The sequence below is a fragment of the Humibacillus sp. DSM 29435 genome (assembly GCF_001758225.1).
GTDB lineage: Bacteria > Actinomycetota > Actinomycetes > Actinomycetales > Dermatophilaceae > DSM-29435.
Genome location: NZ_MAST01000004.1, coordinates 114,712 through 127,434, shown reverse-complemented (window position 1 = coordinate 127,434; position 12,723 = coordinate 114,712). Strand labels below are relative to the sequence as shown.

Here is a 12,723-nt window from a genome sequence, read left to right as displayed (position 1 = left end):
CACCCGCATCGGGCGAGGAACTCTCACTCGCCGGGGTAGCGCAGCCCCATCTGCCGCCGAACCTCGTCCATGGTCTCCATCACGCGCAACGTGGCCGCCCACGGCATCGTCGCGCTCTCGTGTCGGCCGGCCACGAGGCAGCGGGCAAAATCGGCCGCCTCGTAGCTGAACCCCCGCACGCCGTCGACCAAGCCGCCAGGCCGCTCGTCGACGAGGTGATGCTCCCGGTCGAAGAGCCGCACGGATGCCGCCCCGTAGAACGTGCCACTCAGCTCGAGCCGGCCGGCCGTGCCGCTGACGATGGCGGTGCACGGAGTAGCCGCGGCCATCGTGCACGACAGCACCCCGTGGGCGCCGGCCGCATTGGTCACGATGATGCTCGTCGTCGCATCGACGCCGAGGTCGGTGAGCGTGCCTGCGGCGTGAACGCTGGTGGCCGGGCCGAGCACGTGGTCGGCAAACGACACGGGGTAGACACCGAGGTCGAGCAGCGCGCCACCGGCCAGCTCGGGCTGCGACAGTCTGGCGGGCCCGTTCGGGTAGAGATACTGGCCGTGGTCGGCGAACACTGTCGTGACCTCGCCTATCAGGCCCGACTCGGCCACCTGTCTCACGACGTCGTAGTGCGGCAGGTGGCGGCTCCACATCGCCTCGGCGGCGAGCAGACCCCGCTCGTTGGCGGCCGCGAACACCTCCCGAGCCTCGGCGGCGTTGCGGGCGAACGCCTTCTCCACGAGCACCGGCTTGCCCGCGCCGATCGCGAGCAGGGCGTGAGCGTGATGTTCGGAGTGGGGCGAGGCCACGTAGATGGCATCGACGCCCTCGTCGGCCACGAGGGCCTCGTAGCTGCCGTGGGCCCGGTCGATCCCGAACTCGGCGGCGAAGGTCTGCGCCCGGTCGAGGCTGCGGGAGCCGACGGCGACCACCGTCGATGCGGTGCCGACGGCGACGGCATCCGCGAAGGTGTGCGCGATGCCTCCCGGCCCGAGCACACCCCAGCGGATGCCGGGCGCCTCGTGGGGGTCGGGGGTGGTTGTTTCGGGCAGCTTCATGCGCTCACGTCCCAGAGGTGGTGGTGGATGTCGTGCACGAAGTAGCGGCTGAGGGTGGCGGCGGTGAACGTCGAGCCGTTGCTGCGTTCGGCGGGCCACGACCACTGCTCGGCCGTCGGCGCCGCATAGGCCTGCGCCGCCAGCTCGAAGGCGGTGGCGATGCGATCACCGACCTGGGCCGGCTCGGCCCGCCAGTACTGCGCGGCGATGGCCGCCTCGTCCTGATTCCAGTCGGGAAAACGAACGAGCCCGCCCTCACCGGCGACGATCTGCTCGAGCCGACCGCGCATCACGTCGCAGACGTCACCCACATGACAGGCGTACTCAAGCGGCGACCACACCCCGACGGCCGGGCGGGCGGCCGCGTCGGGCCGCTCCAGCACCATCAGGAAGCGACCAGCGGCATCCCGCAGGATCGTCGACACGCCGTCGCCTCGGATGTCGTCGGGGTCGAAACCACAGTCGGGGCAGGGCCGGGTGAGCACCCAGGTCCAGTCGGACCCGTCAGGGCTGGAGGGGCCGGGGTCGACGCGCGAGGCCGCAGGCATGGGATCACCCTACGACCGCCGACTACAGGCGCACGCCTTGACTCGGATAGCGTGCACAGGTGCTGAAGGAACACCTCCCGTGGATCATCGTCGCGGTCGTCGTACTGGTCGTGATCGTCGTGGGGGTGCTGCTCTCTCGCAGCTCCGGCGACGCCTACCACGGCCTGTTGCGCCGCGGAAAGGCCCGGCCGCCTCGCGAGCACTTCCGCTCCGACGACGACCCGTCACCGGTGGCCCTCAAGCACGCGGCGGTGATCATCAACCCCACCAAGTTCGCTGATCTGGTGGCGATCCGGGCGCGGATCACCGCCGGCTGTCACGCGGCCGGCTGGGGCGACCCGGTCTTCTACGAGACGACCGTCGCCGACCCGGGCCGAGGTCAGGCCCGGCAGGCCGTGCACGACGGGGTCGACCTCGTGTGCAGCCTCGGTGGAGACGGCACGGTGCGCTCGGTCGCCTCCGGCCTCATCGGCACCGACACTCCCCTGGGCATCCTCCCGGCCGGCACCGGCAACCTGTTGGCCCGCAACCTCGACCTGCCCTTCGACAACATCGACACCGCCGTGACCGTGGCGATCACCGGGCGCAACCGTCGCATCGACGTCGGCGAGCTCGTCATCGGCGACCCCGAGCACGATCTCGACGGCGACACCCGAGACGCGACCGAGCCGGGCGACCCCGCCGACCCCGAGCACCCCGGCACGACGACCTACCACTTCCTCGTGATGGGTGGCCTCGGGATGGACGCCGCGATCATGGCCGGCACCAACGAGAACCTCAAGAACAAGGTGGGTTGGCCGGCCTACATGCTCTCGGGCGTCAAGCACCTGGTCTCGCCCGAGTTTCGCACCAGGGTGCAGATCGACAACGGAGACCCCTTCCGGCGTCGGGCCCGGATGGTCGTCATCGGCAACTGCGGCCGCCTGCTGGGTGGTCTTGTGCTGATGCCGAACGCCCGCGTCGACGACGGTCAGCTGGATGTCGTCATCGCCTCACCGCGCGGCGTCGTCGGTTGGGTGCCGGTGGCGACCCGTATCGCGACCCGTCAGCGCAAGGGCCACCCCACGCTCGACCATCGCACCTGTCAGGAGATCTCCGTGCGCACCGACCGGCCGGTGCCGGTGCAGATCGACGGCGACGTCGTCGGCGAGGCGAGCTCGGTGCGGGCCACGGTTCGACCCGGCGTGCTCACGGTGCGCGTCAGCCACGTCTGACGACCCCAGCTGGGCCCGCAGCTCGCTTCGGGACGTGTCGATGGTCGCGAGCCGGGCTCGAAAGTCGTCGGGAGCCGACCGCTTTCGACGGACCGTCTGCGCGAGAGCTGCTGCGCCACGAGCGCGCCCTCGACACGTAAGGGCAGAAGCCAGATCCATCAGGTCGGGCCGGCATCCGTCGCCTCGTTGTCCGTGCTGGTCACGGTCGTCGTCGGCCAACGCTGACCGCCGCACGAATCGGACCACGGCTCCAGAGGTCGCGGATAGTCGTTGGCGCCCTGACGGGGACGACTCCGCGCGATCTCTTACTCATCTCGACGTCGGTGACGAAAGGGAGGGGGTGGCTCAACGCGCACGATGCTTGACCCGGCGTCGACGGTCACCCCGAACCCGCAGATCCCGGGCGAGCCGTCGGTCGCCGTAGTAGAGGATCGCGGCCCAGTTCACCTCCTCGGCCGCTGGAGGAGCGGGAGTGCGCGCCTTCTTCGAGTCGTCGACGTAGAGCCAGTTCACGAATCCCAGTCCCATGTCGACGGCGGCCGCAGCCACCCCGATGTATGCGCGGATCGCGTAAGCGGCCAGAACGGCGTTGAAGGTCGCGAAGGCGAAGTTGCCCCAGTTGTGGTTGTTGAAGTCGCGCCACGCGGTCAGCAGCGAGAAACCGACGACGAGGAACGGGACGAAGACGTGCAAGGCTGGCGCGGCCGTCCGGTTGCGGACCTTGGGGGTTCTGGCAAAGGGGATCTTCTCTCCCGTGAACGCCTGTTGGATGGACTTCAGCACCCCGGCGAGATTGACCGGCAGCAGCACCAGATTGAAGCCGTAGATGCGGAAGATGTCACCGAAGCGGTGTCCGCAGGCGCGCAGATCGCTGCCCATGGCGAGGAAGTAGGGCAGAGCTGCGCCGAGCACGAGCGGGCTCAGGAGACGGCTGTCGTACGGGTAGAACAACAAGAAGAGCAGACCGAAGCTCGACCAGGTGATCGATGCCATGTAGTTGACCCGCAGGGCCAGCTCGTGCAGGTGCACCCGCTCCCGGTCAAAACGTCGTTGGCGCACCTGGTCCCACAGCTTGGGCAAGATCAGCAGACCACCGTTGGCCCACCGTCGACGTTGCACCACGAGCGAGCCGAAGTCCGGAGGGGTCGCGCTGTAGCTGAGCCGCTCCGGGTAGTTCACCAGTGACCAACCCGCCGAAACCATATCGACGCTGGACTCGGTGTCCTCGATGACGGTGCGGTCCTGGATGTAGGTCTTGACCTCGAAACCGCTGACATCCTCGACCTCGACAATGTCCTCGAGGGCGCGCTTGCGGATGACCGCGTTGGCGCCCACCCAGAACGTGGCGCCGTAGTGGGTCATGCCCTGATGATGGATGTGCTGCAGATCGGTCGTCGCCCCCGCGATCCGCTCGATCCGGGTCGGGGCTCCCCGGAACGACGAGTAGGGCGTCTGGATGATCGCCACCTGCAGGTTGGCCGGCTGCTCGAGATAGTGCACGAGCCGGATGCAATAGTCACGCAGCAGTTGGGAGTCGGCGTCCAAGGTCAGGACGTAGCCGGTGTCCTCAATCACGAGGTCGCCCTCGATCACCTCCTCCACGAGATGGAGGGCAGGACCCTTCGGGGTCGCCTCGGGACGCCAGCTGTGCCCCATGAGCCCCAAGTACGCGTTGATGTTCATCGCCTTGTTCGCTTCATGGGACAACGAGGCGTACTTCTTGCGCTCAAAAGAGTCGAGCCGGGCGCGGAAGATCCAGACGAGGCGGCGGTGCAGCTCGAGCAGACGAGTCGCATCGAGGTTCGCAGCTTGCTCGTAAGCGGCGTCGAGTGCGAGAAGGGTCAGCCGGAGGTCGCTCGCCAGGCCCATCAGTACCTGGTCGACGAAGAACTCACTGACGTGGTCGGGGACACTCTCCGACACAGCCATGGCCTCGAGCCACTCTGCTGCCCCGCGGTACTCCCCAGCAAGAGTTCCGATGTCCTTGCGCGTGGGCTCGCTGGACGCGAAGCGTGATGCCGCCTCTTCATGCGCCCGGGCAAAGCGTTCGGCGGGCTCCCGCAGCGTCCGTTCGATCTCATCGGCGAGTCGACGAGTCGCATTCAGCCGAGCGAGGACCTCGTGGTCCGTCGGGTGCGGCGGGTCGTCGATGAGCAGGACGATGCGAAGGTCGGGATACTCCTGGAGGGCGGCGCTCCACAGCGTGAGCCGCACCACGTCGGGCTCTTCGGCGTAGGAAGGAATGAGGATCGTCAAGGCCTCGCTCTGGTCGCTGAAGTGACTGTCGATGAGGCCGCGAGGAGCGCGCTGGTGCAAGCGAAAGCGGTGCAGTGCCCCCTGGCGCGCCACGAGATACATCAAAGCCGAGAAGGTCAGGACCGTCACGACGATCAGATACGAGGCCGCCTCCATGGTGAAGCGGAAGTTGGTCCCAACGTCGAGGAACTCCCTGATGATGGTGGTGATGACGTAGCCGATCCACGAAAGAATCGTGACGACGATTCCGATGCGACCCCACGTGATGGTGGCCTGGCTCGGACGTGGATGGAGGATCGACAGGGGCTCGGACCGCCGCTCGGAGCCCCATTGGCGACGCGGGGCGGTCACAGTCGCGGTGGAGTCAGTCATCTACTCTGCTACCAGCCTTCCGGCCACCCGTTGTCGCGCCGCGCCGAGACTACCGGTGACGCGCGGGGTCGTGGAGTATGGGTTTGATCGCGTGAGGTGTAAAGATATGCGAAGCGCAGGCCGAAAGCGACATATGCGAAGCGCAAGCCGAAAGCGACCAGGGGGCATCACGTGGCGCAGTTCGATGAGCGAAGGTTCTCATGGCTGCGCCTGGCTGTGTCAGTCACCGCTGTCGTCGGCCTGGTCTTCACGATCTTGTCCGGCTGGCGCTGGTTCGCGGACTCCCAGGAGGCTGACAAGAACAACGGGTGGTTCGCGGCTTATGCGGATGTCACCACCACCCCTCAACTGCACTTCGAAAATCCCACGTCAACGGCGGCGCGCGATGTCGTCCTGTCCTTCGTCGTCGCCTCGCCCGGTAAGCCGTGTGTGCCGTCGTGGGGTAAGGACTACACGCTGGACGCCGCTGCCGAAGACCTTGACCTCGACCGCCGGATCGCGCGGCTGCGGCAGAACGGGGGCGAGGTCGTCGTGTCGTTCGGGGGGGCCCTCAACGACGAGCTGGCCACGGTATGCCAAGACGGCGATCAACTCCTTGCGGCCTACAACACCGTCGTCGACCGGTACGACCTTCGCACGATTGATCTCGACCTGGAGGGGGCTGGCCTCGACGACACCGGAGCGGCCGGTCGACGCGCCTCGGCGATCGCGAAGCTGCAGGCTGCGCGTGCTGCCAAACATCAGGATCTGCGTGTCTGGCTCACCCTCCCGGTGACACCTCAAGGACTCTCCTCAACCGGCATCCAGACTGTCAGCTCGATGCTCGCCGCCGGCGTCGAGGTCTCCGGCGTCAACGTCATGACGATGGACTTCGGGAACAGCAGAGGGGGGCGGTCGATGGCCGGTGCAGCGATCGCGTCCCTCAACGCAACGCATGGTCAACTCGGCAAGGTCTACGCCGCTGCTGGCAGGCCGCTCGGCCCCGCCACGCTGTGGAGTCGGATGGGTGCCACCCCCATGATCGGGCAGAACGACATATCCGATGAGGTGTTCAGGCTCGATGCAGCGGGTGGGCTCAACCAGTTTGCCCACGACAAGGGTCTCGGGAGGCTCTCCATGTGGTCGCTCAATCGCGATCGCACCTGCGGGGAGAACTATCCCGACATCGACGTGGTGTCGAACTCATGCAGCGGGATCGATCAGGGCAGCAGCACCTACGCGCAGACACTGCGCGAGGGACTGACCGGCCGGCCGGACGCTGCAGCGGTGACACCGAGCGAAGCAGAACCCATGCCTGCTCGCCCCACGCCCGATGACCCGAAGAGCAGCCCATACCCGATCTGGGAAGCGGGTCTGGCCTACGTACAGGGCACCCGGATCGTCTGGCATCACAACGTCTACGTCTCGAAATGGTGGACGACGGGAAACCTGCCGGATGACCCGACTGTTGACGAGTTCTCCTCGCCGTGGCAGCTCATGGGGCCGGTGTTGCCGGGCGAGAAGCCCATTCCGGTGCCCGTGCTGCCCAAGGGAACCTACCCCGAATGGGAAGCCGGCACGGTCTACACGATGGGTCAGCGGGTGCTGTTCGAGGGTGTGGCGTTCTCTGCGAAATGGTGGACTCAGGGAGTCAGCCCGGTAGCCCGTTCAACGCAATCCAACCCGTCGCCGTGGGAGCGGCTCACCGACGCCGAGACCCGCCGGGTGGTGACCGGTGACGGTCTCTAGCCCGCCCGTCCAGGGCCTCGATGGCTACATCCCTGGACGAGGATCCCGGAGGCTCAGCTCATGACGATCGACGACTTCTCGGGTGCGCTCGACATGCCGCTGCCGCAGTCCCTGCTCCTTCGCGCCCTGAGAACGGTGACCCAGGGACTGGTCATCACCGACGCGGCGCAGACCATCATTTTCGTCAACGCCGCGTTCACGGCCGTGACCGGTTACGGTGAGGCCGAGCTGCTGGGTCGGAACTGCCGGATGCTGCAAGGGCCCGGGTCCGATCCGGAGGTAGTCAGGCTGATACGACTGCGTCTTACGAAGGGCGAGACGTTCCGCGGACAGATCCTCAACTACCGCAAGGACGGCACCTCGTTCTGGCATGAGCTCAGCATCTCCCCCGTGCGCGAGGATGACGGTGTCATCTCACACTTCATCAGCGTTCAACGGGACGTCACCGCGCAGGTACTCGCTCCTGCGAACCTTCCGTTTCCTTCCGTCATCCCACAGCGACCGGCACCGGAGGAGAGGTCGCCCGACTACCGCGAAGGTCTGCTCTCGGGACGCCTGCGCATGCACATGCAGCCGGTCGTCGACCTTCGCACAGGTGCAACACACTTCGTCGAGGCGTTGGCTCGCCTCGAACTCGAAGACGGAACCCTGATCTCGCCCGGAGCGTTCCTCCCTCTCCTGACCGAGTCAGACGTGGCGTTGTTGTTCCGGCAGGCGCTGGAACAGGTGCTGGGGCAGATTGCCGAGTGGGACGCTGCAGGCCTGAGTCTGGATGCGAGCATCAACCTCGCACCATCCACACTGAGCGAACCGGAGTGTGCGCGGTGGGTAGCCGACGCCTTGAAACGTCACGGCATCGCACCGACGCGTCTCAGCATCGAGTTGCTCGAGACCGAAGTGCTGCACGACAGGGTGCAGCTGGAGACGTTCGCCGCGCTGGGGGCGCTCGGGGTGGCTATGGCGATGGACGACCTCGGTTCTGGCCACAGTGGCCTGCGCCGTCTGCTGAAGTTGCCTTTCCACGCCGTAAAGGTCGACGTGGCCATCGTGGCGCAACTCAGGAACAGGCCGGTCCCCACTCTCGGGATGCTCACCACATTGATCCAGATGGGGCATGACCAGGGATGGGACATCATCATCGAAGGCCTCGAGGACGAGGCACTGACCGAGGTCGCGGCAATCCTGGGCGCCTCGTACGGACAGGGATACTTCCTTTGTCCACCCGTTCCTGCTCGGGACATCCCCGGCTGGGTGACTCAGTCCCACCGGGTGCCGGACAGTGGCCTGGTGCGCACGCCGCTCGGCTCTCTTGCCTACCACTGGACCTTCCACCGGACGCAGAAGCAGCACACCACGTCGTATGAGACGTGTCCGATCACCGACCTTCTTGTCGAGCACGGTGATCAGATAGCGGTGAAACTGCATCGTCAGCAACACCACCTCGTGCCGGGAAGCGCTGCGTCGAGCGGAGATCTGTTGGCCTGGCTCATCCAGTGGTCCCGAGTGGATGGCTGACCACGCTGGTCACCAGCGACGCTCGTCAACATCTCGTTACACCGATATGGGGTATTATGGGGCTTCGCCGATGTGACCCACCCTCACGGGGCCATCTTCGGCTGACCGGGTCAGGGGACTGTTGATGGAACTCGACAAGGCGACCCTGCACCTTTCGTTCGGTGTGGTCGCGGCCACCATGCTGGTCCTGTTCTACTTTGTCGTTTTTCGGACCACTCGCTCGCCATACAGCGGTTGGTGGTGTGCCACGCTGACTTTCTACCTCATCGGCGCAGGCGTCCGTATTCTCGATGACGCTTTGCAGCATTTCTGGGCCCTCCCGGTGAGCAACATGCTGATCGTGCTGGGTGCTTCCAGCGCGTGGGCAGCCGCTCGCTCCCTCAACGGTGCCGCCAGTCGGTGGTGGCAGTTGACAGCCGCCGCGGCGCTGATAGGCATTGCGTCGTTGGTTGACCACCGCACCACCGACGTCTCGGCTGGAGGGCTCGTCTTTCTCGCCATGATGCCGGTCATATCCGGACTCACCGCGCGCGAATTGTGGCGCATGGACCACAGACGCACCGGGACCCGGACCTCGCTGGCAATAGCGGCAACAGTGATCAGCGCGTACCACGCTGCTCGCTGCGCCGCGTTCATCATCGACGGTACGGGCGGAGACGCCACCTCGCGGTACTTCGGATACGAGGTCACGTCGATATTCGGCCTCGTGTTCCTGGTGGTGGTCTCGTTCAGCATGTCCATGCTGAGCACCGAGCAGACGACCAAGGAGCTTCAGATCCGGGCCACTCAGGACGGGCTCACTGGGATGCTCAATCGCGCAGAATTCCTGCGACTTGCCACCCGCGCGACCCGTCCGATGGGGCACGGTGACGCCAACGCCGCCCTGATTCTCGCCGACCTCGACAACTTCAAGGAGATCAACGATACGCACGGCCATCAGGCCGGCGACCGCGTGCTACAGGAATTCGCGCAGGTGGCTAAGCGAACCGTCCGATCCTCAGACTTGGTCGGCCGATATGGCGGCGAAGAATTCATGCTGCTCCTGCCGCACACCGGGTTGGATCGAGCCGAACAGGTCACCGTTGAGATCAGTTCGATGCTGAGTGCTCTTGACCAGAAAGTCGGCTTCCGGATGCCAACCGTCAGCTACGGGCTCACCTCGCTAGCTCCGGGTGCCAGTTTGGAGGCGGCGATTGCGTCGGCAGACGTGGCGCTCTACCGGGCGAAGACGCTCGGTAGAGACCGTGCTGTCCGCGATTGACGCCCTGAGGAAACCGATCCTGTAAGCGGCAACGACGGCCCTCGAGCTCTGCACCGTGCGCTCCCTCTCGTCGTGGGGCTGGCTCCGTCGATCCTCACCCTCGCACGACGAAGGGGGCATCACCCGGAACGGGTGATGCCCCCTTCGTCTCGTGCATTGCGGGGTCAGCGACCGCCGAGGGCGTGCTCGACGCCCAGCTGGTTCAGGGCGACGAACGCGTAGCCGGCCTCGGCCACCGCCTCGACGTCGAACTCCTCGTAGGCCGCCGGGTTGGCGAGCAGGTCGGCCAAGGTCTCACCCTCGGACAGGGTGGGCTGCGACAGCTCGAGCACCTTGCTCGCCTCGAAGGCTGCCTGCACGGCCGGGTCGGCCCGGTAGGCGATCGCACGTTCCTTCAGCAGCAGGTAGGTGCTCATGTTCGCCGCAGCCGAGACCCACACGCCCTCCATGTCCTCGGTGCGTGACGGCTTGTAGTCGAAGTGGCGGGGGCCGTCGTAGCGCGGTCCGCCGCCGACGAAGCCGTTCTCGACGAGGTCGACGGTGAAGAAGGCCGACAACAGGTCACCGTGACCGAAGGCGAGGTCCTGGTCGTACTTGATCGACCGCTGGCCGTTGAGGTCGATGTGGAAGAGCTTCTCGGCCCACAGCGCCTGCGCGATGCCGGTCGTGTAGTTGAGGGCGGCCATCTGCTCGTGCCCCACCTCGGGGTTCACCCCGACGATGTCGCCGTGCTCGAGCTCGGCGATGAAGGCCAAGGCGTGCCCGACGGTGGGAAGCAGGATGTCGCCGCGGGGCTCATTGGGCTTGGGCTCGATCGCGATCCGCATGTCGTAGCCACGGTCCTTGATGTAGGCGGCGACGGTGTCAATGCCTTCGCGGTAGCGGTTCAGCGCCGCGTTGACGTCTTTGGCCCCGTCGTACTCGGCGCCTTCCCGACCGCCCCACATCACGAAGGTCTCGGCTCCGAGCTCGGCGGCGAGGTCGACGTTGCGGATGACCTTGCGCAGGCCGTAGCGCCGCACCTCACGGTTGTTCGACGTGAACGCGCCGTCCTTGAAGATGGGGTGGCTGAAGGTGTTGGTCGTGACCATCTCGACGACGATCCCCGTGTCGTCGAGAGCCTTGCGGAACCGACCGAGGATGCGGTCGCGCTCGGCGTCGCTGCTGCCGAACGGGATGACGTCATCGTCGTGGAAGGTCACGCCCCAGGCCCCGAGGTCGGCGAGCCGGTGCACCGACTCGACCGGGTCGAGAGGCGGTCGTGACGCGTCACCGAACTGGTCACGTGCCTCCCAGCCGACGGTCCAGAGCCCGAACGAGAAACGGTCTTCTGGAGTGGGTCTACGGGTCATGAATCCTCCTGCGCAGTGCGAACACAATTTGTTTGTCCATTTAACATATTGCCCCTGACCGATAAGGTCAATGGGTGAACAAACGTGGAGGCGGGAGCTCAAGGCCAGGCCCGCTGCTGTCCCCGGTCGGTGCAGCGCGACAGCAGTCGCTACGCACCCACAACCTGGCGCTCGTGCTCCGCGCCGTCGTCGAGGCACCAGGGCCCCTGACTCGGGCGCGCATCGCGGGCGCCCTGGGGTTGACCCGATCCACGGCATCCGACCTCGTCGACCGTCTCATCGCGGCGCGGCTCGTCGACGAGCTGGAGCCCGAGCTGGTAGGCCGCGCCGGCCGCCCGGGGATGCTGCTGGCCCCGCACCGCGGCGGGGTCGCCGGGCTGGGTCTCGAGATCCAGGTCGACCATCTCGCAGTGCGCGTCACCGCGCTCGACGGGTCGTCACTGGGTGAGGCCCGAGAGGCCGGTGACCACCGGGCGAGTGACCCTGCCGTCGTGGCCCGCAGCCTCGGCCGTCTCGCCGCGCAGGTCGTCACGCAGTTACCGGCGCAGATCGAGCTGGCGGGGGCCTGCGTCTCGGTCCCCGCTCTGCTGCGGTCGGGCAGCGGCATCGTGGCGCTGGCCCCCAACCTCGCCTGGAGCGGGGTCGACCTCGTCGCCCTGCTCTGCGAGCAACCCGGCCTGAGGGCCCTGCCCATCGAGCTGGGCAACGACGCCGACCTCTCGGCTCGGGCCGAAGCCCGAGCTCGGGCCGTGGCAGGCGGCACGGCCCGGGAGGAGCAGAGCTTTCTCTACATCGCCGGTGAGGTCGGGATCGGTGGGGCGATCGTGGTCGACGGGGAACCGGCTCGCGGCCAGCACGGCTGGTCGGGCGAGATCGGCCATACGGTCATCGACCGGTCGGGCCCGCGCTGCGCGTGCGGAGCCACCGGGTGCCTCGAGCAGTACGCGGGCCTCGACGTGATTCGTCGGCGTTCCGGGCTGTCGCTCGAGACCACCGTCGACCAGCTGCTCGACCGCGAGCGTCGCAGCATCCGGGTTCGACGGTCGTTGGAATGGGCGTCGGCGGCCATCGGCGTGGCCGTGGCCACCACCTTGAACCTCGTCGACGTCGAGCGCGTCGTGCTCGGCGGGGTCTACGCCCGGCTGTTCGACCACCTCGCACCCGGGATTGAGCGAGAGGTGCGGTCGCGGGTGCTCGCAGCACGATGGGCACCGGTCGAGGTGGTCGCGGCCCTGGCCGGGCCCGACTCGGCGGCTACCGGCGCGGGGTGGCGCGTGCTCGACGGAGTGGTCGCCGACCCGGCGAGATGGATCGCCGGCCACTCCCACCCCTGACCGTGGCGACGCCATCCCGGCATCCGGCCTGACCGGGTGTACCAAAGTGGCCACTCGACCTTGGGGTCCGCCCAGCCCCAGGTCGAGTGGC

Annotated in this window: 9 protein-coding genes; 5 read left to right on the top strand and 4 right to left on the bottom strand. The window is 66.9% G+C overall.

The features are described from left to right. Window positions 1-23: 23 nt before the first annotated feature. Window positions 24-1,052, bottom strand: coding sequence for a Gfo/Idh/MocA family protein (locus tag BA895_RS04405; RefSeq protein WP_070190668.1), 1,029 nt, complete (start codon window positions 1,050-1,052; stop codon window positions 24-26). Continuing rightward, window positions 1,049-1,600 carry a DinB family protein gene (locus tag BA895_RS04400; RefSeq protein ID WP_070190667.1) on the bottom strand — a complete coding sequence of 184 codons (552 nt, stop codon included), beginning with the start codon at window positions 1,598-1,600 and terminating at the stop codon, window positions 1,049-1,051. The genes BA895_RS04405 and BA895_RS04400 overlap by 4 nt, the downstream gene beginning before the upstream one ends. 59 nt (window positions 1,601-1,659) lie before the next feature. Here BA895_RS04400 and BA895_RS04395 point away from each other — a divergent pair, with 59 nt between their 5' ends. Continuing rightward, complete coding sequence (locus tag BA895_RS04395; RefSeq protein ID WP_070190666.1) at window positions 1,660-2,814, top strand: diacylglycerol kinase family protein; 1,155 nt, start codon at window positions 1,660-1,662, stop codon at window positions 2,812-2,814. Between the two features lie 345 nt (window positions 2,815-3,159). On the opposite strand, the gene BA895_RS04390 is transcribed toward BA895_RS04395, so the two are convergent. Next, window positions 3,160-5,442 carry a glycosyltransferase family 2 protein gene (locus tag BA895_RS04390; protein ID WP_083282962.1) on the bottom strand — a complete coding sequence of 761 codons (2,283 nt, stop codon included), beginning with the start codon at window positions 5,440-5,442 and terminating at the stop codon, window positions 3,160-3,162. A gap of 171 nt (window positions 5,443-5,613) precedes the next feature. Between BA895_RS04390 and BA895_RS04385 the strand changes: the two genes are divergently transcribed. From BA895_RS04385 to BA895_RS04375, 3 genes are all read left to right on the top strand, one after another. Then, entirely contained in the window at window positions 5,614-7,170 is a 1,557-nt protein-coding gene (locus BA895_RS04385; protein ID WP_070190665.1) for a chitinase, read from the top strand. A 60-nt stretch (window positions 7,171-7,230) separates the two neighbouring features. Continuing rightward, window positions 7,231-8,685, top strand: a complete 1,455-nt coding sequence (locus tag BA895_RS04380) for an EAL domain-containing protein (protein WP_070190664.1) — start codon at window positions 7,231-7,233, stop codon at window positions 8,683-8,685. A gap of 124 nt (window positions 8,686-8,809) precedes the next feature. After that, window positions 8,810-9,946 (top strand): GGDEF domain-containing protein, encoded by a 1,137-nt coding sequence (locus tag BA895_RS04375; protein WP_070190663.1) that lies wholly within the window; start codon window positions 8,810-8,812, stop codon window positions 9,944-9,946. A gap of 164 nt (window positions 9,947-10,110) precedes the next feature. Here BA895_RS04375 and xylA read toward each other — a convergent pair whose 3' ends face one another. After that, entirely contained in the window at window positions 10,111-11,298 is a 1,188-nt protein-coding gene (gene xylA, locus BA895_RS04370) for a xylose isomerase (RefSeq protein ID WP_070190662.1), read from the bottom strand. 74 nt (window positions 11,299-11,372) lie between these two features. On the opposite strand from xylA, the gene BA895_RS04365 reads away from it, so the two are divergent. Beyond that, window positions 11,373-12,632 (top strand): ROK family transcriptional regulator, encoded by a 1,260-nt coding sequence (locus tag BA895_RS04365; protein ID WP_083282961.1) that lies wholly within the window; start codon window positions 11,373-11,375, stop codon window positions 12,630-12,632. Window positions 12,633-12,723 lie beyond the last annotated feature (91 nt).

Coding starts and splice junctions, on each gene's coding strand:
- BA895_RS04375 (WP_070190663.1), top strand. CDS start 8,810: ATGGAACTCGACAAGGCGACCCTGCACCTTTCGTTCGGTGTGGTCGCG.
- BA895_RS04405 (WP_070190668.1), bottom strand. CDS start 1,052: ATGAAGCTGCCCGAAACAACCACCCCCGACCCCCACGAGGCGCCCGGC.
- xylA (WP_070190662.1), bottom strand. CDS start 11,298: ATGACCCGTAGACCCACTCCAGAAGACCGTTTCTCGTTCGGGCTCTGG.
- BA895_RS04380 (WP_070190664.1), top strand. CDS start 7,231: ATGACGATCGACGACTTCTCGGGTGCGCTCGACATGCCGCTGCCGCAG.
- BA895_RS04390 (WP_083282962.1), bottom strand. CDS start 5,442: ATGACTGACTCCACCGCGACTGTGACCGCCCCGCGTCGCCAATGGGGC.
- BA895_RS04400 (WP_070190667.1), bottom strand. CDS start 1,600: ATGCCTGCGGCCTCGCGCGTCGACCCCGGCCCCTCCAGCCCTGACGGG.